The 23,410-nt window shown below is 61.2% G+C and carries 21 protein-coding genes; 10 read left to right on the forward strand and 11 right to left on the reverse strand.

Annotation, left to right across the window (positions count from 1 at the left end):
• Window positions 1–195: 195 nt before the first annotated feature.
• A complete protein-coding gene (locus M0D65_RS31860) occupies window positions 196–1,473 on the reverse strand; it encodes an SGNH/GDSL hydrolase family protein (RefSeq protein WP_266256030.1) in 1,278 nt (425 codons plus the stop codon).
• A 145-nt stretch (window positions 1,474–1,618) separates the two neighbouring features.
• On the reverse strand, window positions 1,619–2,602 hold the full coding sequence (locus M0D65_RS31865) for a LysR substrate-binding domain-containing protein (protein WP_266256031.1): 984 nt from the start codon (window positions 2,600–2,602) through the stop codon (window positions 1,619–1,621).
• Window positions 2,603–2,675: 73 nt separating this feature from the next.
• Here M0D65_RS31865 and M0D65_RS31870 point away from each other — a divergent pair, with 73 nt between their 5' ends.
• The 4 genes from M0D65_RS31870 to M0D65_RS31885 all read left to right on the forward strand — a co-directional run bounded on the left by M0D65_RS31870 (window position 2,676) and on the right by M0D65_RS31885 (window position 8,090).
• A complete protein-coding gene (locus tag M0D65_RS31870; protein ID WP_266256032.1) occupies window positions 2,676–3,704 on the forward strand; it encodes a carbon-nitrogen hydrolase family protein in 1,029 nt (342 codons plus the stop codon).
• A gap of 837 nt (window positions 3,705–4,541) precedes the next feature.
• Window positions 4,542–5,180, forward strand: a complete 639-nt coding sequence (locus M0D65_RS31875) for an FMN-binding negative transcriptional regulator (protein ID WP_266256033.1) — start codon at window positions 4,542–4,544, stop codon at window positions 5,178–5,180.
• A 59-nt stretch (window positions 5,181–5,239) separates the two neighbouring features.
• The gene (locus tag M0D65_RS31880) at window positions 5,240–6,484 is read left to right on the forward strand and encodes an NAD(P)/FAD-dependent oxidoreductase (protein WP_091017543.1); all 1,245 of its coding nucleotides are present in this window, start codon (window positions 5,240–5,242) and stop codon (window positions 6,482–6,484) included.
• A 118-nt stretch (window positions 6,485–6,602) separates the two neighbouring features.
• Window positions 6,603–8,090 (forward strand): PLP-dependent aminotransferase family protein, encoded by a 1,488-nt coding sequence (locus M0D65_RS31885; protein ID WP_266256034.1) that lies wholly within the window; start codon window positions 6,603–6,605, stop codon window positions 8,088–8,090.
• Between the two features lie 78 nt (window positions 8,091–8,168).
• Here M0D65_RS31885 and M0D65_RS31890 read toward each other — a convergent pair whose 3' ends face one another.
• Window positions 8,169–8,603, reverse strand: coding sequence for a MarR family winged helix-turn-helix transcriptional regulator (locus M0D65_RS31890; RefSeq protein WP_266256035.1), 435 nt, complete (start codon window positions 8,601–8,603; stop codon window positions 8,169–8,171).
• 52 nt (window positions 8,604–8,655) lie between these two features.
• On the opposite strand from M0D65_RS31890, the gene M0D65_RS31895 reads away from it, so the two are divergent.
• The 3 genes from M0D65_RS31895 to M0D65_RS31905 all read left to right on the forward strand — a co-directional run bounded on the left by M0D65_RS31895 (window position 8,656) and on the right by M0D65_RS31905 (window position 12,073).
• Entirely contained in the window at window positions 8,656–9,456 is an 801-nt protein-coding gene (locus M0D65_RS31895) for an alpha/beta fold hydrolase (RefSeq protein ID WP_266256036.1), read from the forward strand.
• Between the two features lie 319 nt (window positions 9,457–9,775).
• Window positions 9,776–11,605 carry a peptidase S10 gene (locus tag M0D65_RS31900; protein ID WP_266256037.1) on the forward strand — a complete coding sequence of 610 codons (1,830 nt, stop codon included), beginning with the start codon at window positions 9,776–9,778 and terminating at the stop codon, window positions 11,603–11,605.
• A 45-nt stretch (window positions 11,606–11,650) separates the two neighbouring features.
• Entirely contained in the window at window positions 11,651–12,073 is a 423-nt protein-coding gene (locus M0D65_RS31905) for a hypothetical protein (protein WP_266256038.1), read from the forward strand.
• Here the strand turns inward: M0D65_RS31905 and M0D65_RS31910 are convergent.
• The 6 genes from M0D65_RS31910 to M0D65_RS31935 all read right to left on the reverse strand — a co-directional run bounded on the left by M0D65_RS31910 (window position 12,070) and on the right by M0D65_RS31935 (window position 18,913).
• A complete protein-coding gene (locus M0D65_RS31910) occupies window positions 12,070–13,461 on the reverse strand; it encodes a sensor histidine kinase (protein WP_266256039.1) in 1,392 nt (463 codons plus the stop codon). The genes M0D65_RS31905 and M0D65_RS31910 overlap by 4 nt on opposite strands.
• On the reverse strand, window positions 13,442–14,119 hold the full coding sequence (locus M0D65_RS31915; RefSeq protein WP_266256040.1) for a response regulator transcription factor: 678 nt from the start codon (window positions 14,117–14,119) through the stop codon (window positions 13,442–13,444). The genes M0D65_RS31910 and M0D65_RS31915 overlap by 20 nt, the downstream gene beginning before the upstream one ends.
• Window positions 14,120–14,131: 12 nt before the next feature.
• A complete protein-coding gene (locus M0D65_RS31920) occupies window positions 14,132–15,424 on the reverse strand; it encodes an MFS transporter (RefSeq protein WP_266256041.1) in 1,293 nt (430 codons plus the stop codon).
• Window positions 15,425–15,513: 89 nt separating this feature from the next.
• Window positions 15,514–16,503, reverse strand: coding sequence for a quinone oxidoreductase (locus tag M0D65_RS31925; protein ID WP_266256042.1), 990 nt, complete (start codon window positions 16,501–16,503; stop codon window positions 15,514–15,516).
• A gap of 27 nt (window positions 16,504–16,530) precedes the next feature.
• On the reverse strand, window positions 16,531–17,565 hold the full coding sequence (locus M0D65_RS31930; RefSeq protein ID WP_266256043.1) for an ABC transporter substrate-binding protein: 1,035 nt from the start codon (window positions 17,563–17,565) through the stop codon (window positions 16,531–16,533).
• A 226-nt stretch (window positions 17,566–17,791) separates the two neighbouring features.
• Window positions 17,792–18,913, reverse strand: coding sequence for an NADH:flavin oxidoreductase (locus M0D65_RS31935; RefSeq protein WP_266256044.1), 1,122 nt, complete (start codon window positions 18,911–18,913; stop codon window positions 17,792–17,794).
• 97 nt (window positions 18,914–19,010) lie between these two features.
• Between M0D65_RS31935 and M0D65_RS31940 the strand changes: the two genes are divergently transcribed.
• Complete coding sequence (locus tag M0D65_RS31940) at window positions 19,011–19,388, forward strand: helix-turn-helix domain-containing protein (protein ID WP_266256045.1); 378 nt, start codon at window positions 19,011–19,013, stop codon at window positions 19,386–19,388.
• 82 nt (window positions 19,389–19,470) lie between these two features.
• On the opposite strand, the gene M0D65_RS31945 is transcribed toward M0D65_RS31940, so the two are convergent.
• Window positions 19,471–20,361, reverse strand: coding sequence for a LysR family transcriptional regulator (locus tag M0D65_RS31945; RefSeq protein WP_266256046.1), 891 nt, complete (start codon window positions 20,359–20,361; stop codon window positions 19,471–19,473).
• 121 nt (window positions 20,362–20,482) lie between these two features.
• Between M0D65_RS31945 and M0D65_RS31950 the strand changes: the two genes are divergently transcribed.
• Window positions 20,483–21,223 carry an SDR family NAD(P)-dependent oxidoreductase gene (locus M0D65_RS31950; RefSeq protein WP_266256072.1) on the forward strand — a complete coding sequence of 247 codons (741 nt, stop codon included), beginning with the start codon at window positions 20,483–20,485 and terminating at the stop codon, window positions 21,221–21,223.
• A gap of 131 nt (window positions 21,224–21,354) precedes the next feature.
• Window positions 21,355–22,458: a phytoene/squalene synthase family protein gene (locus M0D65_RS31955; RefSeq protein ID WP_266256047.1), complete on the forward strand. Its 1,104-nt coding sequence runs from the start codon at window positions 21,355–21,357 to the stop codon at window positions 22,456–22,458.
• A 516-nt stretch (window positions 22,459–22,974) separates the two neighbouring features.
• On the opposite strand, the gene M0D65_RS31960 is transcribed toward M0D65_RS31955, so the two are convergent.
• A complete protein-coding gene (locus M0D65_RS31960; protein WP_143098148.1) occupies window positions 22,975–23,382 on the reverse strand; it encodes a hypothetical protein in 408 nt (135 codons plus the stop codon).
• Window positions 23,383–23,410 lie beyond the last annotated feature (28 nt).

Genomic DNA, 23,410 nt, shown 5'->3' on the forward strand with positions numbered 1-23,410 from the left:
CCGCATCAGCAGCAGAGAAACGAGATTATGAAGAGTCTTTCATGCTTCGTCAACACTATTTTTTGCTTTCGCTTAAAACCGTTCTGACGTCGCACCCGCTGGTTTCTGCAGCGGTCCTCGTTCGCAAACGAGGACGCGAATAGTAGGCCAATCCCCGGCCTGTGACAAGGGCGGGCGCCAACTTTTTGTGAACGGTTACTTTGCGGCAGCACCCGTCACAGTAGTCAGCGAAACCGCTTCGGCCATTGCCGCGTAACCGGCGTCGGACGGATGGATGTGATCGCCACTGTCATACCCGCGCTGCAGATGATCCGGCGCAGCGGAGTCACGCAGCGTCGCGTCGAAATCGACCACCCCGTCAAAGGCCCGGCTGGCCCGGATCCACCGGTTGACCGTCTGCCGGATCTCCTCGCGCTGCGGCGGCAACCCGGCAGGCGTTAGCGTCGCGCCCACGATCCGGACGCCGTGGCGGTGCGCCGCCGCGATCACCTTCTGATAGCCCTCGATCAGATCGCTCGCCGTAACCGCCGCATGCGGTGCATCGCAATCCAGCCCGCTGCGTGGCGGCATCGCCGCAAAGTTGATGTCGTTGATGCCGACCAGCAGGATGGCCGTCTGGACACCCGGATGCTGCAGCACGTCGCGGTCGAAGCGCCGGACCAGTGCGTCCCCATAGCAGCGAGAGTCGTTTAGCAGCCGGTTGCCGCTGATACCCAGATTGACGACCGCCGTGCTTCGTTCGCCTGACTGGGCGAGGCGCCGCGCCAGGCCATCCGGCCAGCGCCGGTTCTGGTTGAGGCTCGAACGCATGCCGTCGGTAATTGAATCGCCGATTGCCGCAACCGTACCGGCTGCGGGCGCATCGACGGTCAGGCCGGTGATCCACGCGTACTGCGTAAAGCGCCCGCGAAACGCGTCGCCGGAAGCATCGCCGGCATGGTCGCCCGGCGCGGAAACGTAACTCACCTGATTCGCGACGCGATGCCACGCCACCATCCGCTGCTCGCTTCCCATGTAGGCGCTGATCGCATACGGTGTACCGCCAACGATCCCTACCCGCACCGGATCGCTATCGATCTCCGCACCCGGTGGCAGCGCCACCGATGCCTTGCCAGCAAACGTCACCCGCACGTCCGTATCGGCGCGAACCGCGGCACCGCCGGCGACCCGAGCAATCCGCATCCCCTCGATGACGAGTGGCGCGTGCCCGTATTCATTACTCACGTGAACCCGCGCCGCCGCCCCCGACAAGGTCGGATAGACGATCTGCCGAACGGTCCGACCGGCTACCTCGGGGGCGCGGTACAGCGGCGGCAGGTCGGCTTGCTGTGGAATAGGCTGCAGTGCAGTCGCCCAGGCGGTCACCCAGTGCGCGGGGGCATCGGCGGCAAATGCTGACGACGGCGCGGAGGACAGCGTGGCAAACGGTAATAGCAACGCACCGCAGATTGCGGCCAGACGACGGAGGGTCATACGAATAGTCGGGCAGGTAACGATGAAGCCGGTCATTGTGCCCGAACCTTGCGTTCGAACCGCAACAAAGCAGCTCAAGCCAGCTTCCCGGCGGTTGCCGCACAAGCGCCCGCAAGTCCCACGCTAACGCGAGCGATCGCGTGCCCTATCCCGCCGACGTCGGCCTGATTTCCGCCGAAGGGAGACGGCCAACCTCACCACCAGCGGCATCGAGCGCGCCGGCGCAGGCAACCCTGATCCTCTCCTTCAGCCACTCGAGCGCCGGATCTCCGTCGCTATCGCGCCGCGACAGTAACTGAACCGGATACTCGCCGAGATCCATCGGTACGGGGCAAACGGTAAGCGCCGCCATGCGGGCCAGCGCCGCGGCGGCATGACTTGGGAGCGTCACCACCGCCCGGACACCCGCGAGAAAAGCGGGCACCGCCGAAAAGTGCGTCAGCGCCGTATGGACCACACGCTGCTTTCCCAGCGTATTCAGCGCGGTGTCCACGATGCCGGAGCGTCCCGAGTACGAAACGAGCAGATGCGGCAACCGCAGGTAGTCGTCGACGGTGAGCGGCAGCGGGCAATCTAGCGCTTCGGCGTCCACCAGGCAGGCATACCCCGCGTCGCCGATGTGTTCCTGGGTAATCCACGCCCGGCGCACCGTCCCCGAAACCACAGCCAGATCGATCTCGCGGTCGTTCAGCATCTGCTCGACCATGTGACGGTTGGTTTGCCTGAAGATCAACGACACATGTTCGCCCTCTTCGCGAACGAGCCGCGACAGGCCCGGACCGATGGCGAGCTCGAAGTCGTCCGACATGCCGATCGAGAAGCTGCGCACCGTAGTGGCCGGATCGAAAGTCTGATGCTGCGTGAGCACCTGCCACAAGTGCGCGACGCCGGACTCCAGTTGTTCGGCCATCGCCGACGCGCGCGGCGTCGGCTCCATCCCGCCGCGGGTGCGAACGAACAGTGCATCCCCGCATGTTTCCCTCAGGCGCGCCAACGCCGCGCTCGTAGCGGCCTGACTGAGCGCCAGTCTGGACGCCGCTTTCGTGACGCTGCGCTCCTGCCACACCGCCAGAAACACGACCGAGAGGTTCAGATCCAGCTTTCGAATATCCACAACGTTAATTTTCATCTTCCAAATAATTTGTTTGATGAATATTTCTCAGCATAGCAAACTGCGCCGCATCAATGGTCAGGAGGAATACATGGGCAAATATCAGGTAGCGGTCGTTCAGGCGGGATCGCGGGTATTCGATACGGCGGCCACGCTCGATCGAATGGAAGCGCAGTGCTGCGAAGCCGCACAAACCGGCGCGCAACTCATCGTCTTTCCCGAGGCCTATGTGGGCGGATATCCGAAGGGACTCGATTTCGGCGCACGCGTCGGCATGCGCAGTGCCGAAGGGAGGAACGACTTCCTGCGCTACTGGCAATCGGCAATCGAGGTGCCCGGTCCCGAAGTGGCTCGGATCGGCACGTTTGCGAAACAGGCGCAGGCGTACCTGGTCGCCGGGGTGATCGAGCGCGACGGGGCGACCTTGTATTGCACGATGTTGTACTGGGGTCCCGACGGCGCGCTGCTGGATCGGCATCGCAAGCTGATGCCAACGGCCAGCGAGCGTCTGGTCTGGGGCATGGGCGACGGTTCGACACTGCCTGTGCTCGATACGCCGCTCGGCAAAGTGGGCGGAGCGATCTGCTGGGAAAACTACATGCCGGCGTTACGCATGACGATGTACGCGAAAGGCATCGGCATCTGGTGCGCACCGACCGTGGACGACCGCGATATGTGGCAAAGCTCGATGCGTCACATCGCCTATGAAGGACGCTGCTTTGTGCTGAGCGCTTGCCAGTATCTGACCCGCGACGGCTGCCCGCCCGACTACGCCGGTATTGCCGGGGACGCGCCCGACACGGTGTTGATCCGCGGCGGCAGCGTTATTGTGAGTCCGTTGGGCGAAGTGCTGGCCGGCCCTGTCTATGGCAAGGAAGCCATTCTCTCGGCCGAGATCGATACCGACGACATCGTGCGCGGCAAGTTCGATCTCGACGTGACCGGACACTACGCGCGGCCCGACGTATTCGAGTTGAAGGTCGACACGCGTGCGCGCTCCGCGGTCAGCATTGGTGGGTCACAGCATGCGACGAACTCGACACCTGCAGCAGCCCCCGCCGCCGGTATTAGTAGCGCGAGGGACGAACCAGCGCGCACCGACACACCCGCAGGAGCCTGACACCGCACCACATTCACCGGACCGCAGAATTTCTCGCACAGCGACCCGGCACGTCGTCGCTGATCCCGGTGAACTGTCGAAAGATACTCAACGGCTCGCCGATTCCGCTCGGCGTGAAAGACCTGCTTGATGCCGACACGCTCGTTCAAGATCCGCGGTGCGAGCTGGCGTCTCTCAACGTTGAAATCGGACGAATGTGACGGTGGCGGAGATTGATGCTGGAAACATGGCGTCTATACAAGTCGTCACGAACGTATGGGGAACCCCGACGCAATAGCGAACGCGACGTCATTCGCCACGCATCGCTGGTCGGTTACACGTGTGGCACCACGCGCGCGACGAGCGAGAGCAGGAAAATCAGAACGGTGATGGACACCAGCAGGCACACGGTGATCTGAATCAACCGCCAGAGCGTTTTCATGCGCTGAGTCCAAAAAAAGAGGCCGCGTGAGCGGCCAGGAAGATCTGCTACAGGGGATTAGCTGCAGGATATGGCGGCTTTCTTAAACGCAGCTTAAGCCTGGTTGAAAGTCGCCGCCCCGAAGCAATTCCAGGTTTCCCCCGGATCGCAAGACATGGCGAATTCCCATTGGACCGCGTACCCAGGTCAACGAATCGAACCTGTCACAATCGTCGCGAGCTCGTCACGAACGCAGTGATCCATTTCATCAAAGCGACAAGTGGACCAGTCCATTCGAATAAAAATGGCACTTCCGAACGCCTCGGTCGTAGACGAACATCGGAGTTCGACATGACCGCAGTGTAGTTCCGTCACCGAATCCCCTCTGTACGCACATCAGGTCACGCGACGATGACCGGTGGAATCTGGAGTTTCATATGTACATACCCGCGCACTTCGCTGTACCCGATGCAGAAGCACTTCATCGCATGATCCGGGAGCATCCGTTGGGCATTCTCATTGCCAATACACCGGGTGGTCTGGACGCCAATCACATTCCATTTGAACTCACGCCGGACGAAGGCGAACACGGCACGCTTCGCGCCCACGTCGCGCGGTCGAACCCGGTCTGGCAGGAGGTGAAGGACGGCGACGAGGTCATGGTCGTGTTCCGTGGCGAAGAAGCGTACGTGTCGCCGACATGGTTCCCTAGCAAGCACGAGTTTCACAAACAGGTTCCGACCTGGAATTACAAGGTCGTCCACCTGCATGGAAAAATCCGCATCCGCGATGACGAGCGGTTCGTGAGAGGCATGGTCGCGCGTCTCACGCGCACGCACGAAGCTTCCCTGCCGAAGCCCTGGAAAATGGGCGATGCGCCCGCCGACTATATCGACACGATGCTCAAGGCAATCGTCGGTATCGAAATCGAAGTCACGCGTATTACAGGCAAGTTCAAGCTAAGCCAGAACCGGGAACTGCGCGACCGTCTGAGCCTCGGAGAAGCGCTGAAGGCGCAAGGCGACATAGCCATGGGGCAGGCTACGCTGGATGCAATCGGCGACACAAAGGCATAACATCCGTCATCGACGTTTTTGCTGATCGTCAGGATGCAAATGCCAGAGGAGACCTGAGCGTGAATGGTGTGGTCATTATCGGTGCGGGACATAGCGGCGGGAAAGCGGCTCACGCGTTAAGAAAGCAAGGATGGAGCGGGCCGATCACCTTGATCGGCAATGAATCGCAGCCGCCCTACGACCGGCCGCCGCTGTCGAAGGCGGTGCTTCTCGGCAAGAAGACTGCCGATGCGTGCGAGTTCTGGCCCGCGCAATGGTATGTCGAGCAATCCGTCGAACTCGTGCTGGACCGGAACGTGACGGCGATAACGCGCTCGCAAAAGACCGTCACGCTCGACGACGGTCGAACAATCCCCTACGACCAGCTTCTGATTGCGACAGGCGCACGCGCGATCGCTCTGCCCGTGCCTGGCGCGAACCTGCCCGGCGTCAGCCAGCTCCGCACCACCCGCGACGCCAGCCTGGTCGCTTCTTATCTGACCGCGGAAAATCGCATCGTAGTGATCGGAGCCGGATTCATCGGCCTGGAGGTTGCTGCGGCGGCGAGGGAACTCGGTTGCCACGTCACGGTACTCGAAGCCGCCCCGCATGCGTTGACGAGAAGCCTTCCGGAAATCGTATCGGATGAACTGATCGGCATACATCGGGAACGTGGCGTCGATCTGCGCTTCGGTGTGTCCGTAGTTGCCATTGAGGGAACCGAGCGGGTAACGGCCGTGCGTTTGTCGACGGGGGAATCGATACCTTGCGACCACGTCGTGTACGGCATCGGTGTGCGTCCCGATACGCACCTCGCTGAAGCAGCCGGTCTCGATGTCGACAACGGCGTGGTGGTCGGTCCAGATCTTCGCACCAGTGACCCGGCGATCTTCGCCTGCGGCGACGTGTGCGCTTTTACGAGTACGCGGTACGGTCGGCCGTTGCGACTGGAAAGCTGGAAGAACGCCGAAGACCAGTCTGATCTCGTTGCGCGAAGCATGCTGGGCCAGCAAGTCGCATACGACCCGCTGCCGTGGTTCTGGTCCAATCAATACGACGCCGTGTTGCAGATCGCCGGATTGCCGGCGTTGGGAAGCGTGACTGCTCAACGGAAGATCGGCGCCGGTCGAATCTTCTTTTCACTCGCCAACGATGGCACGTTGATCGGCGTCAGCGCGTTCGGACCTGTGCGAGACGTGGCGCTCACGATGCGCGTCGTCAAGGAATGGGTCCTGTCTGCCACGCCACTCTCCCCTGCACTACTGGCTGACGCGGATATCAAGCTCGACCACGTGGCCACCTTCGCAGCACCGTCACTCGCGTGATTTGATTGTGCGCTGAAGCCAGCCGGCGCGGACGCGCCGTCGGCGTGAGGTCGCTCCGACACGACCGTATCCATAATGGACCGGACTCGTGATGACGGTTTACGCAAGCGGTACGGTCATGTCCAGGAAAACAAACTCCGTCGATGCCCCCGTGCTCGGCGCCATCGACAAAAGCGCCGGTCGGATCGGCGAGCAGCTCGCGCGAATGCTGCGCGATGCGATCACGCGCGGTGAGTTGAAACCGGGGGAGCGTCTGCCGTCTACGCGCACGCTCGCCAGTTCGCTGGATGTGGCGCGCGGCACCGTCACCGACGTATTCGGACAGCTGGTGGCGGAGGGATATCTCGAGGCGCGCGTAGGCGCTGGCACGCTCGTATCGCAAACCTGGGCGGAGCCTGAATGGCGCGACAGGCCGACCGGTTTCGAAACGACGACACCCGACGATCCGGTCCCGTTGCCGCCCAACATCGAACGCTATGCGGCGGTGGTCAAGGCGATGTCGCCGCTTCCGCCTGTGCCTTTTTCGATCGCGGTGCCGCGCGGCGACGTAGCGCTCGACGACACCTGGCGACGCTTGAGCAATCGCGTGCGCGCGACGCAAGCAGCCGCACCGACCACTTACGGAGACCCCGCCGGACTGCGCTCGCTGCGCGAAGCCGTCGCCGACTACGCGCGAAAGTCGAGAGCGGTGACGTGTACCGCCGACAACGTGATCATCATGAGCGGCACGCAGCAGGGGCTATATGTCTCGGCACGCGTTCTGCTGTCTCATGGCGATGTCGCATGGGCGGAAAACCCGGCATATCCTGGACTGACGGCAGTTCTGGACGATGCGCAGACCAGACTGTTTCGTGTGCCGGTAGACAGTAACGGTATGGATCTCACGCATGCGATCGCCAGGTTTCCGGCCGCCCGGGCGATTTTCGTGACGCCTTCGCATCAATATCCGCTCGGCATGCCGCTGAGTATGGCGCGGCGTGCAGCGCTGCTGAGATGGGCGCGGGAAAGCGGTGCGTGGGTCATCGAGGACGATTACGACAGCGAACTGCGCTACGCCGGCCATCCGTTCCCGTCGATGCAAGGACTCGATCCCGCGCGGGTCATCTATCTTGGGACCTTCAGCAAGGTGTTGGCTCCGTCGCTCAGACTCGGTTATGCAATCGTGCCGCCCGCACTTGTCGATGCATTCATTGGCGCGCGCGCACTGATGGACCGGCATTCGCCGTTAGCCGATCAGCACGTGATCGCAGCGTTCATGAGAGATGGTTACTTCGAGACGCACGTTCGCCGCATTCGGGGAGTCTATGCGGAACGACGCGCAACGCTGCTCGCGGAACTTCAACGTCAGATTCCCGCTATCGAGGTTCAACCGAGCGATCAGGGAATGCATGTGCTTGCCTGGTTACCTGCCTATATCGACGACAAGCAAGTAGAAGCAGCCGCCGCGGCTTCAGGTATTGCGGTTCGGGCAATTTCTTCCATGTACGACGGGCCTGCGCCGCGACCGGGACTCATGCTGGGTTTCGGCGGACATTCGGTCGAGCAGTTGAGCGAGGCTGCTGGCCGCCTGCGGGATGTCATCGAGCAGGTTGCTCAACAGCATTAGAAAACGTTGAGGCTGATTGGATTGCAGTCCCGGTCCCGGTCGTGACCACCGGGACGAACCGGCAATACGCCGACTGACCTACGAGTCATCGTCATCATCAAGAGGATGATCGAGCAGCTTGCTCAGGATTTCGAGCAGCGTCGTCTGCTCCTCATCGTCCAGAGGAGCAAATGAAGCCTCCAGCACCTCCCGCATGACCTCCTTCCCCTCCGCCAGCATCGCTTTCCCGCTAGCGGTCAGATGATGGGCATTGGCACGCCCGAGACCGGCCTCGCGTTCGATGAAACCCAGCCGCAGCAACCGGGTGGTCAGCGTGCCGAAAGCCTGATCGGAGTTGAAGGTCAACTCCGCTAGCCGATGGGCATTGCTGCCGGGATTGCGATCGATTTCACGCAACGCATTCCACTGGACCAGGCTCACGCCAAGACGCTGCAATCGATCATCCAGTACACGGTGATGGCGCGACTGAACCTTCTTGATAGCCAGCCCAAGTTCTTCGAGTTGTGTTGACATATAAATATGTTTATATAACTATGCTGATACACATGAACTTGAGGGTATCACCATGACGATCGGCAATCAAACTGTGCCTCTCTTTGCGGAAACACTGCCTCTGGCAATCTCCGATCAGGGTAGCGGGCGAACTTTCCTCCTTCTGCATGGCGGCGCCGGCCCGGATTCGATGTCCGGGCTGGCCCGTGCTCTCTCCGGAAACGGACGGGCGATCGTTCCGACGCACCCCGGGTTTGCGGGTCAGCCGCAGCCGGCGTGGTGCCATCGTGTCGACGATCTCGCGCTTGCCTACCTGGCCCTGCTCGATCAGGTGGACGCCCGCGATGTGATTCTGGTGGGCAATTCGTTCGGCGGCTGGATCGCAGCGGAAATGGCGCTGCGCAATTCGCCGCGCGTGGCCGGGCTCGTTCTTCTCTGCGCAGCAGGGATCGATGCGGCACCGGACGGCCGTCCGATCGTGAACCCAGGCACATTGCCGCCAGCCGACAGAGCGGCATTTGCATTCCACGACCCCAGGCAATTTGCCGTGGTGCCCGCCACTCCGGAGGGCCTGGCGATGATGGCCTCGAATCAGAAAGTGATGCTGTCCTACTCGGGCGAGGCATTCATGCACGATCCGACACTGCGGGCGCGGCTGGCGGGAATTGCCATTCCTTCGATGGTGATCTGGGGCGAGAGCGATCGGATTATCGATGTCGAGTATGGACGCCGCTACGCAGACAGCATCCCCGGTGCTCGCTTTGAAGTCGTCGCGGAAGCGGGGCACTTTCCGCATATCGAGAAGCAGGATCGGGTGGTGAGTCTGATTGGCGATCTTGTGGATGCCGGAAAGGCGTACGGCAACCGGATGTAACGACTCGATAGCATCAAGGTGGGAATTCGAAGCCTCAGCGCTTCGACAGATCCGGGCGCCATGTTCACGCTGCGAGCCGTGCCAGGCAGCAGCAATCTCATTGATTCTCACCAGCCCCTAAACCAACTGGTCCCCTTCCGTTCCCTGGTCGTCTTTAGCTAAACAACGACGCACGGCAACTGCGCCTTGAGAGCGCGGCCGTCCATCGGGTTGCGCCTGCAACTTACGAAGCAGGCGCGGCGACAGCTGCTCCAGCTGAAACCAGCTTACGAATGAAAGATGTTCCGAACAGTCGGTTCTTATCAGGGGAATCACGTCAATGCAGAAAAACTTGCTCTGGCTCGCGCTCTTGTGCGCGAGCGCGGTGACACTTTCCGGATGTAACGGCGACGTCTCAAGCTCGGGTAGTACGAGTTCGGCAAGCTCCGGGCAATCGTCGGGACAGTCGTCCGGGCAACCGTCGCCGGCGGCGGTACTCGCAGATCAGCCTTATACAGACCCCAACCAGTACAGCACCGCCGCAAGCGACGCGCTTCCCGCGAACGCGGCGTTCGATCAGGCAGCGATCACGCATCACACGATGACCATCAATGGTCAGTCGGTCAGTTACACCGCCACGGCCGGTCACCTCACGGCCGCGGCGCCGAGCACCGATGCATCGAAACCCGCCGACAAAGAAGTGTCCTTCTTCTACGTCGCCTACACGCGCGACAATCAGCCGCTCGGCAAACGCCCGGTGACCTTCTTCTGGAACGGTGGCCCAGGTTCATCGACGATCTGGCTGCATCTGGGCTCGTGGGGTCCCAAGACGCTGGACATCGACGAAGCCAGTCTGACGCCCGCCATGCTGCAAACCCAGCCCGCGAATTTTCCGCTGGTCGATAACGACGTGACGATGCTCGGCGACAGCGATCTCGTGTTTGTCGATGCACCAGGCACCGGCTATTCGGAAGCGATCGCGCCTCACAAGAATCAGGACTTCTGGAGCGTCGACCAGGACACGGCGGCGTTCCGCGATTTCATCACGCGCTATATCACCGTGAACGGCAGACAGACATCGCCGAAGTATCTGTACGGCGAGTCTTATGGCGGCATCCGCACGCCCATCGTCGCGAACCTGCTTGAACAGCAAGGCAGCCTCGGCCAGGGCGGTCCGGCGTTGACCGGGGTGATCCTGAATTCGCCGATCCTCAGCTATAAAACCAACTGCTACATGGCGTGGAATTCGGCTGGCGGATATGGCGATTACACGGGCAGCAGCAGCGATCCAAACTGGACCAAAACTGTTTCCAACGTCTCTTGCGAAGGATTTATCCCGAGCTACGCCGCGATTTCGTACTCGATGAAGAATCCGGGCGCGAGTGCGCAGTCTGTTGGCGACTATGTCAGTCAGGCGCGTCTTGCCGCATCCCAGCAATGGGCGCCCAATCTGTCCAACTACGTTAACGAGACGTCCGGTCTCTATCCGCCCTACGCAGCGTCCACTTTTACCCCGGCCGACCAGGCGCTTTTCCAGACGATGGCGACACTGACAGGATTGACTGCTTCCGAGTGGCAAACCGCGTTCAACATGAATGTGCCGGATTTCGCTTCGGCTGCGCTGCAGTTGCCGGCGAATCAGTGGCTCAAGTGGGGATTCTGGTCGCGGATGGACCGCTATAACGGCCTGGTGACCATTCCCGCCGGAACCGACTATGTTGGATCGGACGGAAAGCCGTTAGGCCCGAACAGCCAGGACGCCGAGGACTACAACGACCCTGCGTTCGCCAACGAGATCAAGACGTATCTGCCAGATTTCCTCAAGTACAGCAGCGCGTCGACCTATGCGATCGAGCCCGGCGCGGTCATCAACGACTGGAAATGGACGCACGGTACCGACACGTCGAATCACCCGACTTCGCTACCCGATCTGAGCGAAGCGATGACACTCGATCCTGCTCTCAAGGTCATCGTGTTCCACGGGTATCACGATCTCGCGTGTCCGTATCATCAAGGCGAACTCGATCTTGCGGGTGCGGGTTTGTCGTCGGCGGTTCCGATCAAGGCATTTCCGGGTGGACACATGATCTATCTGACGAAGGGATCGCGCGCCCCGATGAAGCAGGCTATCGACGATTTCTTCAATCAGTCGCCGGCTCATGCAAGCTGAATTCATCGCTAACGACATTTCCGAACTTACTCTTTCGTGACCACTATGCGATCTATCCACCTTCTGACTGCGGTATGTGCTGCGGGCGCAGTGCTGTCGACCTCGCTTGCCGGTGCCGCAGGAACGACCCGCGCGACCGGCTTCGCGAGCATGAACGACGCGGGCGGCTACTACATCAAGGTCGGCGAGCAGATGTCCGCCCCGCCCGCCGATTCCCCAGGCACGACCGTGCCTCAACCGACCGGCAAGACATTGCAGAGTCAGGTCGTGGCCGATCTCCAGCAACGCTTTAACGCCGCCGCCGATCCCACCACGCATTTGCTCTCTCTCGCGCAGGCGAAGAGTGCAGGTTGGGGATACGTCGTCACGCATTTCAAGGAAATCGATCAGGACAACAAGGGCTCCGTGAGCTTCGACGACTTCCTGCGCTACCTGAAATCGCGAAACGGTCCGGCGTTTCGTAGCTAACCAGGGTTCTGCGACGGAAGCTCGCTCGCCGGAAAAGTGAGCTTCACGAGCAACCCCTGGCCGCTGGGTGCATCTTCGAGCGAAATCGTTCCTCGGTGCGCCCGGACGATCTCTCTTGCGATCGCGAGTCCCAGCCCGCTGCCCTCTTCGTCAGATGCACGAAAAAACGGTTCAAATGCGCGCTCGCGCAACGCTGCGGGAATGCCGGGACCGCCGTCAAGCACCTGGATGCTGACCGATCCCCCGGTCTGACTTGCATCGATCGCGACCTGCGTGCCCTTGGGCGAATAGCGGATCGCGTTGTCCACGATGTTCGACAGCACTTCCGAAAGCAACGTCTCGCTCCCCGTCACGAAGAGCGGACTCGCGATAGACACGACCAGTTCGATATCGCGACGCCGTGCGGCAAGCGCAAGTTTCTCGATCGCGCGCGCGATGACTTCCCGCACATCGACAACTTCGCCTTCGAACGCCGTATAGTCGGCCGCTTCGGCCTGCGCAAGCATCAGCAACTGGTTGATCAGCGAAACCATCGCCCGGTTGCTGTGGTGCATGGCCAGCAGCGTTTCTCTCACGTCCTCGAGGTTGTGCTGGCGCCGCGCGTATTGCAGCTGGATTCCCAGCAGCGTGAGCGGCGTGCGGATCTGATGGGCGGCGTCGGCGATGAAGCGCCGCTGGGTCAACGCTTGCCGCTCGATGATGTCGAGACACGCGTTGAATGCGGCAATCAGCGGATGCAGCTCCGCATGGACATCGGTCGTATCGATGCGAACCCGTCTTTGCGACGGTTGCGCGGCGAGACCTCTCGCCAGCCTTTCGAGCGGTCGCAGCTCCAGTGTCAGCCCCGCATAGACCAGCACCATCGCGGCCGCAATGCTGCCGAGGATATACGCGAGTTGCGGCTTCCATAGCGAGGCGACCATCGCATCGCGCGCGATCTGTGTGCGCCCAACCGACACCACGACGTCGACGATCCTGCCGGCGTCGTACATAGGGCGCTTCAACGTAACGGCGCGTATCGGCATCTGCGAGACGTGCGCGTCGTACCAACGGGGTGAATCTGTGAGAGACGTTTCCGGGAAATCCGAGGTTCCGGCTATGACAGGCCCGCCCGCGATCTCGACGCGATAAAAAACCTGATCGCCCTGCGGCGTACCCACGATCTGGATCGTGCTCGGCGACACGGACGCGACGAGATCGTTGCCGCTCCAGCGTACATCGGCAGCCATCACGCGGGCAGCGGCAAGCAGCGCTGCATCCTGCAGCAGATCCGCCGTGCGGCGCGCATTCTCATGCGTGAGCCAGCCCGCGACGACACTGAATGCCGTCATCGGCACAAGGAGCCAGAGCAGGAGCCGCGCACGCAGGCTACGCTTGCGGTTCTTCATTTTCCAGCAGATAACCGAGCCCACGTAGCGTAATGATGGCCGCTGTGCTCTTCTCGATTTTCTTTCTGAGGCGCGACACGTAGATTTCGATGGCGTCGCCGCTTGGCGGCGAGTCCTTATCGGTCAGGGTTTCGGCGAGCACCGCCTTCGAGACCGTGCGCCCCGCTTGCAGGATCAGCGCTTCGAGCACCGCGTGCTCACGCGGCGTAAGCGACAACGCGTCGTCGTCGATAAAAAACTGGCGGCGGTCCATGTCATAGAGCAACGTGCCGCAGCGGATGCGGTTCGAACGCGCGGGCGCGTGACGGCGCGCGAGTACCTTGATGCGCGCCACCAGTTCGCGGTCGTCGAATGGTTTGACGACGTAATCGTCGGCGCCTTCACTCAGACAGATCACCTTTTCGCCGACGTCGCCCGTTGCGGTCAGGACCAGCACGGGGGTGTCGCTGGCATTCTTGCGCATGCGACGCAGCAACGCCTTGCCCGACATGCCGGGCAGGTTCAGATCAAGTAGCACGACGTCGTAGTGCGCGTCGCGCAGCGATGCCTCCGCGATTTCACCGTCGAGTGCATGCTCGACGAGGAAACCCTCGTCGGTCAGCGTCTTCGACAGCCAATGCGCGAGTTGCCGGTTGTCTTCGATCAGCAGAAGTCTCATTGCCCTGGAAAGCTATGCCAGCTTGTATCCGTTGCGTGCCTGTTGCGAACGGTAGAGTATCAGCGTCGCCACGGCGCCGCACAATCCTGCCAAGCCCATCCACGCACCGGGTGCGGCCTTGTCTCCGGTAAAGTGGATCAGCGACGTCGAAACGGCCGGGGTGAAGCCCCCCACTAGCGTCGCGAGGCTGTAAGCCATCGAAAAGCCGGTCGTACGCACATGGGCCGGCATCAGTTCGGTCAGCGACACGACCATGGCGCCGTTGTACCACGCATAGAGCAGCGAAAACCAGAGCTCCACCAGCAAGAGCCGCTCGAACGACGGCGCACCGACCAGCCACTGCATCGCTGGATACGACGTCAGCATCGTGAGGACGGTGAAGAGCAGCAGGATGGGACGTCGTCCAACGCGATCGGAAACCGCTCCCGAAACCGGCAGCCAGAAGAAGTTCGATACGCCCACGCAAACAGTAACGATCAGCGAATCGACGGCCGACAGATGCAACACGGTCTTGCCGAATGTCGGCGTGTAGGTCGTGATCAGATAGAACGACACCGTAGTCATCACGACCAGCCCCATGCCCGCGACGATCAGGCCGGCGTTGTCGATCATCGACTTCATGATTTCGCCGAAACCCGGATGGCGCTTGCGCGCCGCGAACTCGTCGGTCTCGCGCAACGTGCGGCGAATGAGCAGGAGAAACGGCACGATCAGGCAGCCGATCAGGAACGGCACACGCCAACCCCACGCGCTCAACTCGCTTGCGGGCAACAGCTGATTGAGCAGCACACCAAGCGACGCCGCGAAGATGACCGCGACCTGCTGACTGCCTGATTGCCACGAACAGAAGAAACCGCGCTTGCCGGGTGTCGCGATCTCCGAGAGATAGACCGACACGCCGCCGAGTTCGACACCGGCCGAGAACCCCTGCAGCAAACGACCGATCAGCACGATCACGGGCGCGATGACGCCGATCGTCGCATAGCCGGGCACGAACGCCACGCATGCGGTGCCGACCGCCATCAGCGACAGCGACAGGATGAGCCCCTTGCGCCGCCCGTGGCGATCGATATACGCCCCAAGCACCAGCGCGCCAATCGGCCGCATGAGGAATCCCGCGCCGAACACGGAGAGCGCAAGCAGCAACGAGATGAATTCATTTTCCGCGGGAAAGAACGTGTGAGCGATCGCGGTGGCGTAGTAGGCGTAGACCGTGAAGTCGAACATCTCGAGGAAGTTGCCGCTGACCACGCGGAAAACTGCTCGAAAACGCGATTCTGAAGGATGGGTAGTGGATGGTTCCATGGTGCTCTTTTGTGCGTAATGACGAGTCTGAACAACCGGCGCACGTATGGCGTGCTCCGGGCAACGGTTCTTGGCAGTAGTGCTGGCGGCTAGGCGATATCCATCACAGCCTTGCCCGACTGGCGGCGTTCTTCGAGCGCCGCGTGCGCTGCTTCTACGGTATCCAGCGTGTAACGGCCGTTGATGCCGATGTGCAGCGCGCCCTGCTGGATGGCATCGAAGATATCGTCGGCGCGACGCTGTACCGTTTCGACATCGGCCAGATGATCCGCAAGCCGCGGTCGGGTGAGAAAGAGCGAACCGGCTTCGCCCAGTTCATAAGGATCGAGATCGCTCATTGGACCGGTGACGGAGCCGTAGTTGACGACAAGACCCCGTGTTCGCGTCGCCCGGAAACTGTCGCGCAGCGTAGTCCGGCCCACCGCATCGAATACGACATCGACGCCTCGACCCTGCGTCAAGTCGCGGACCCTGTCGGCGAACGCCCCATCCTCGTACATCAGCACGTGATCGGCTCCGAGCGACTTCGCAATTGCCGCCTTGGCGGGGGAACTGGTGGTCGCGAACACTTCCGCGCCACGCCGCTTTGCAAGTTGCACGAGCAACTGTCCGATGCCGCCGGACGCGGCATGCACGAGGCACGTGCTACCCGCTCCGATGTGCGCGACATCCTCGAGCAGATAGTGTGCAGTCGAACCCTGGAAAATCGCTGCAGCAGCGACGTCGTAGTCGATCCCATCCGGCAGTTTCGCGAGCCGTGCAGCGGGCACCAGCGCGTACTCGGCGTACGCGCCCCACGCGATGCACCACGCAACCCGGTCGCCCTTGCGACATGACGTGACACCCGCGCCCACTTCGATGACTTCGCCTGAGCCTTCCATACCGAGCGTGCATGGAATCCTCACGGGGTAAGTGCGCGACTCGCGATACTTACCCTGCCGCGTGTGGATGTCCATAAAGTTGATGCCGGCTGCTACGACGCGCACCAGCACTTCACCCGGCGCCGGTTTCGGCACGTCGATCTCGACACGCTGCAGTACTTCGGGTCCGCCGTACTCGTGGATCTGGATGGCGCGCATGACAGCAGTCTCCGGTGTGGGCGAGGTTCAGTGCGAACCTGCGGCCTGGTCGTCCGCTGCGCCCGCAGGCGCAGCAGCGACGAAGCGGTTGGTATAGGTACGCGCGAGGTCGATGTGCCGCTCCGACAACTCGGGGTTGGCCCCAGCGAGCACTGCGAGCACCGCCGACGGTGCGTCCGCCGGCATCGCACCCGTCGACGAGTACGCCGGCTTCGCAATGGCCAGCGCCTTCAGGTAGATCGCGAGGTCATCGCCGCGGATCGTTGCAGGTACAACGGCTGCGATGGCGGCTTCGTCATGTGTCTGGATGAAACGCAGCGCATCACGCACCGCCCGCGCGAGCCGCGCCGTCTCGTCCGGGTGAGCATCGACCCAGTCACGCTGCATGTAGAGACAGGCGCCGACGTATGCTCCGCCCAGCTGCGTGTGCGTGTCTTTCACGCTGCGCATGTCGACGAGCGGCCTCGCTTCGAGGCGAGTCAGCATGCGCGTCGCAGTCGGCTCTTCGATCATGCCCGCGTCGATCGTGCCGTCGACAATCGCTTTCTCGAACGCGGACTCGTTGGCAAGCGGGACAACTGTGTATGCGCCGGACGGCACACCTGCGCGCTCAACGAGGTAGCGCGTGAGGAAGTAAGTCGACGAACCGAAGCCGGTCACGCCGAGCCGGCGACCTCTCGCGTCAGCCATCGTCTTCATGTCGCTGTCGCGTCGTGCAAGTTCGATGAGGCCGGCCGATTGACCCAGCACGACGACCGACTGCACATCGAGACCATGACTTTGCAGCTCGATCGTGTGATCGTAAAAGCCGACCGCGCCCTGGATTGCGCCCGCAACGAGTTCGGTCGACGTATCGATGCCCGCCGGCGCAGACACGATGCGGACCTCGAGCCCCTCCTTGCGAAAGTAGCCGAGCTGGTCAGCAAGGATCACCGGCAGATAGATCAGCTTTGCAGCACCGCCGGTCATCAGCACAATGGGTTGCGCGCTCACGAGACGCGCCGCCGTTAGCGCCACGATGCAGAACAGTGCACGGAACAGGGTTCCTGTGTGGCGCGGCATGGCTGTCTCCTCACAGTTGAAACAGCGCCTGTCGGTGCAGGCGTTGGCATGCGAGGAAGTATAGGGAAAGCTGCCCTTCTGATTGCTTTCTGTGGGCAGACTGTTTTCTCAGTGGTTTCCCGATCCGTTGGGTGGGAAGGCCTACCGCTCAGGTTGACGGCTCTGTCACGTTGGAGTTGGACAGAGCCGTCGCGGGGCTTTGAGACCCGGCTTCGCCGGTTGAAGATCAGTGAAGCTCGGCCAGTACCGCGGGACTGAAGTCCTTCAAGCTGCTGGTGTCGCCCGAACGAATCTTCGCCACCCATTCCGGGTCGCTCAGTATCGCGCGGCCGATCGCGATCAGGTCGAACTCGTCGCGTGCCATCCGTTCCAGCAAATTATCGAGGCTCGCCGGCGGAGAACTTTCACCGCCGAAGGTGCCGATGAAGTCGACGGAAAGACCGACGGAGCCCACGCTAATCGTTGCGGCGCCGGTCAACTTCTTCGCCCACCCGGCGAAGTTGAGCCCGTTCTCTCCATCGATTTGCGGAAACTCCGCTTCCCAAAAGCGCCTTTGGGAGCAGTGCAGGATATCGGCGCCCGCCTCTACGAGGGGGACGAGCCAGTCCGCCATTTCGTCCGGCGTATGCGCCAGCCGGGCAGCGAAGTCTTGCTGCTTCCATTGACTTAGACGGAGGATGATGGGGTGATCGGGCCCAACCGCTGCCCTGACGCTCTTGACCACTTCGATTGCGAAGCGCGATCGTTCCCGCACGGTGCTTCCGCCGAAATGATCTGAACGCTGATTAGTTCCGTCCCAGAAGAACTGGTCGAGCAGATAACCATGCGCGCCGTGAATCTCGACTGTGTCGAAGCCGAGGCGCTTCGACTCTGCTGCTGCCCGTCCAAATGCAGCAAGCGTGTCTGCGATGTCCTCGTCGGTCATCGCTTTGCCGCGCTCCTTTTTAGGCGCAACAAGGCCGGAGGGACTTTCGGCCGGCGCATCTGGCCGCCATTCGGTGAACGGGTTGGAGACTGCGCCGACGTGCCAGATCTGCGGTGCCATCTTGCCGCCTGCTTCATGCACGGCATCGATCACATTCTTCCAGCCGGCGAGCGCTTGCTCGCCGTGAAAGAACGGGATAGCGGGATCGTTGCGCGACGACGGACGATCGATGACCGTTCCTTCGGAGATGATGAGGCCCACTTCGCCTGATGCGCGCCGCCGGTAGTAATCCGCTACGTTGGCGCCAGGTACACCCTCCGGCGAGAACGAGCGCGTCATCGGCGCCATTACGATGCGGTTCTTCAGGTTGAGTGTTTTCAGTTGAAACGGTCGGAACAACGTGTCGAGTTGCGGACTGGTCATTGATGAATCTCACGGATGGAAAACTTGATGGTATATGTTTTATACTTAGTGTCAATGAGTCACCGCAATGCAACCAGGTAGCCTTCAGGAAACCGTCGTGCACGAATCTCAAACCAAGGTGTTATCCGCGGCAGATTGTCCGAGTCGTCTGCTGCTCGACCAGATCGCCGATAAATGGTCGGTGTTGATCATTGCGTCGCTGCGCGAGGGGCCGCTACGGTTCAATGCGATCAAGCGTCGTATTGAAGGGGTCACGCAGAAAGCGCTGACGCAATGTTTGAGGCGGCTCGAGCGGAATGGCATCGTCGAGAGAAACGTGGTTACTACATCGCCGATCTCGGTCGAATACGAGATCACAGCGCTTGGGCGTTCGCTTGATCGCCCGTTCAAGGCGCTTTATCAATGGACGCTCGAGTACCTTCCTGAAGTCGAGCGAGCGCGTGCTCGCTATGACGAGCGCGCAGTGGTGGACTAGTGTTGCGCGTGGTGCTGGTCTGCAAGTCGTCGACAGCTGCAGCCATGACAATGTCGCCGGTGCATCGATCAAGTACGTCGATTTAAACTCGTTGCGCAAGCGCCTTTGCAAAAAAATCCGTGGTACGGCGTACGCGCGCCGGCACAAAGCGGCGCTTTGGCCAGACGATGCTGACGTCTCTCGCATCGCTGATAAATTCGTCGAGAATCGTGATCACGTCTGGATGCTGAAGCTCATCAGCAAGCGAAACTCTGGCAAACAAGCCAATTCCCACTCCGGCCAGCACGCCGGCCCGTATCGTCTCGACACTGTTCGACGACAGATTTCCACGAACCGGCACGCTGAACCGACCGTCCGGCCCGACGAACGGCCAGTTCGCCGACTCCGTCAAGCCGCCATATAAAAGGCAATTGTGATCGACGAGTTCGGCGGGCGTCCGGGGTATACCTCGTTGCTCGAAGTATCGACGCGATCCGACGCATACGAGCGGCGTGCTGGCCACGCGCTTGACGACCGCATCAAGATCGTTGACGGCGCCTACCCGAATCGCCAGATCGATCCGGTCTTCCACCATATCCCGCACGAAATCCGATAGAACGAGGTCGACCTGGAGACCAGGATTGAGCGATAACAACTCGGGTATTAGCGGGAGAACGTGGAGGCGCCCAAAAGTAGAGGCTACGGCGATCCTGATCGGACCGGAGGTATCGAGCGTACTACTCGTCAGTTCGCCGTCGGCTTCATCCATCTCGTCGACGAGCGGTTTAGTCCGGTCGTAGTATCGCTGCCCCTGATCCGTCAGGGTTACGCTGCGTGTGCTCCGGTTGAACAGCATCACGCCGAGGCGCTTTTCCAGCGCACCAATCGCCTTGCTGATCGAGGACTGCGAATCGCCGGTTCTGCGCGCCGCCGCAGAGAAACCACCTGCTTCAACCACAGCGATGAAGGCGTTCAGTTCGTGAAACCGGTCCATTGCACTTCCCTCACCTGATCAATTCTCTTGAAGAATAGATCATATGGGAATTCCGCGGATTATCATTCCCGAAAGCGGCAATTACCATCCTTCGGTCATCCCCATCAGACAGAAGGCTCTAGTGCCCACTCTCACAGGCAAGATCGCCGTTATTAGCGGCGGCAGCACAGGCATCGGTCTCGCAATCGCCCAGCGCTTTGTCGCCGAAGGCGCTCACGTCTTTATCTTCGGTCGTCGGCAAGCGCAACTCGACGAGGCCGTAAAACTGATCGGACGCAACGTCACCGCGCTCCGGGCGGACGCCGCAAACCTCGACGATCTCGACCGCGTTGCCGCGGCAGTCAGGGAAGAAAAAGGCGTCGTCGACATCGTCGTTTCGAATGCGGGCTTTACGGAGCAAGCCTCGATCGACACCATCACACCCGAGCATTTCGACAAGGCATTCAACCTCATGGCTCGCGGCCCCGTCTTCCTCGTGCAGAAGTTGCTGCCGCTCATGACAGGTGGCGGGTCGATCATCCTGGTTTCGTCGGCGATGCACCTCATGGGCATTCCTGGTCACACTGCCTACGCGGCCACCAAGGCGGCACTACGTTCCTATGCCCGGACCTGGGCTGCGGAGTTCAAGGATCGTGGCATTCGCGCCAACATGCTGAGCCCTGGCGTAACCGACACGCCGATTCTCGATGCCCAGTCGGCGACGCGCGAGGATCTGGTGGACATGTACCGGAGCATGGTCCCGCTCGGTCGACTCGCCGAGACTAAGGAGATTGCCAGCGCGGCGCTTTTCCTCGCGTCGGACCAGAGTTCTTATGTGACGGGAGCGGATCTGATGGTCGATGGGGGTATCGGCCAGGTTTGAAATTCGAGGATGCGTGCACCTCGGGAGTAGGTCCACTCGTTCACCCCTTATCTGCACTTCGCTGTCGTCGGTCCACCGGCATCAGAAGATACAATGGGCGCTCCCGAAATTGGCAACACATCTAACGTGGCATGAGCCAAACCTCCCGCGCCTTCCTGCTCGGCCCTTTGCTTAAGAAGGTGTCGCGTTCGTTCTATCTCACACTCGCTGTGCTGCCCACCGGTATGCGAGACCCGGTTGGCCTCGCCTACCTGCTCGCACGCGCGGCCGATACGATCGCCGACACGTCCATGCTGCCGCCGGCACGGCGTCTCGAATGGCTGCTGTCGCTGCGCGAACAGGTGAACGGCCAGCCCGACGATGCAGCACTACGCACGATGGCGGCCGAGATCGCGAGCCAGCAAACCGATTCCGGCGAGAAGATATTGCTTGAATCGCTGGGTCCCGCGATTGCGATCCTCGCGCAACTCGGCGAGACCGATCGTGCAGCGGTGCGCGGCATCGTGACGACGTTGAGTCGCGGGATGGAGTTCGATCTCGTCACGTTCCCGGACGAAACGTCAGGGCAGATCCTCGCGTTGCCCGACGATGCCGCACTCGATCGCTACACGTACATGGTTGCCGGTTGCGTCGGTGAGTTCTGGACGACGATGTCGGTCGCGCACAAGCCAGGCGCGCTCAGACGCGACGCCGACGAGATGAAAGCGCTCGGCATCCGCTTCGGCAAGGCGCTTCAACTGACCAACGTACTGCGCGACGGCGCAAAAGATCTACGGATCGGGCGCTGCTATTTCCCCGCCGATCGTCTCTCCCGTGCGCAGATATCACCCACCGATCTACTCGGCGAAAACGCGTCGGATCTCGCGCGGCCCGTGATGCTCGATCTCGTGCGTATCGCGATGGCGCATTACCAGGCGGCACTCGACTACACGTTCGCGATCTCGCCGACCGCAATGCGTCTGCGCCTCGCCTGTATCTGGCCCATCGTGATCGGTCTGATGACGCTGCGGCTGCTCGTCGCTAACGAGGATTGGCTCACACCGGGGCATGTGTCGAAAGTGCGTCGCGAGGATGTGTACAAAGCGATCGCGTGGTCGATTCCGCGGTCGTTGTCGAATCGCTTGCTGCGTCGATGGTTCGATCGGTTGGTGGGGGAGGTTGAGGGGGCGCTTCAGGTAGCGGCTGTCGTGCGGCGCCAGGATCGACCGGCAGGTCGAACGCTTAACCGAAATTGAGGTAGCAGGCCTTCTTGGTTATCTCTACATTTTTGAAGCCCTTTCCAGCCATGCATTCATCTATGGTGTCGCGTGGAACCACGCCGAGAGCGCACGCCGACTCAGGCCCACTCTGAGGGGCTGCACAGAGCCTGCTGATTCGTGCGTCACTAATTCGATCACCTGTCACGCGATCCCGGAACACCGTGTGAGAGTGGGAGCGATCGCCACAGGCCGACGCCATATCATCGGTGCATTGCCTCACGACGGTTGCCAGACACTCATCGGTCGCGGTGTCTGCGTTCGACAATCGGGCTTTGGCGGTCTGGGGTTGCCATTTGCTGACACCCACATCCTGTTCGCTGAGCGGCCCGCATCCGCAGCCGCTCAGCGTGGCAACTGCCAGTAACGCAATGGAGAGGAAGAACAGGCGGTTCAATAGATTTCTTTTCATAGGTGGTAGTCACGCGCCTCGGAGTCCTGGACGGCCCTGTCGATATTTGCCTGGTCCCGTAGACATGTGACCGCCAGCTCTAGTTAGGCAAGTCCGCAATTGCCGTGGCCGACAAAATTCCATGTGATCAGGGCAGCCAGGATATAACCAGCTGCAATTCCAATCGCGAATCGCGACCATGTGAGTCGGAACGGGGTATACCGGGTGACGATGAAAACCACCGCCAGGTATCCGAAGAACACACTCCAGAATATCTCGGGCGTCTCGACGGCTGAAATGGCGGGGGCAGCAACGCCAAAGAGAATCGTCCAGAACACGGTGCCTCCGAGATCCCGACAGTAGAGGCTCGAGTAGCCGAGTACAGAAAAACCTGCGACTACAGCGCCCGCTGCCGCGAGCAGGAGGAAGCTCCGCCACATGGAGGGGGTGCCCGATTCGCCTTGTGCTGCCACGTGATCCTGTGAACGCGATTCTTCGGAGATATCAGTCATTTGTAGTCGAACGGATTGCCGCCCGTGG

Origin of the sequence: Paraburkholderia sp. CHISQ3 (assembly GCF_030464945.1) — a bacterium.
Classification (GTDB): Bacteria; Pseudomonadota; Gammaproteobacteria; order Burkholderiales; family Burkholderiaceae; genus Paraburkholderia; species Paraburkholderia megapolitana.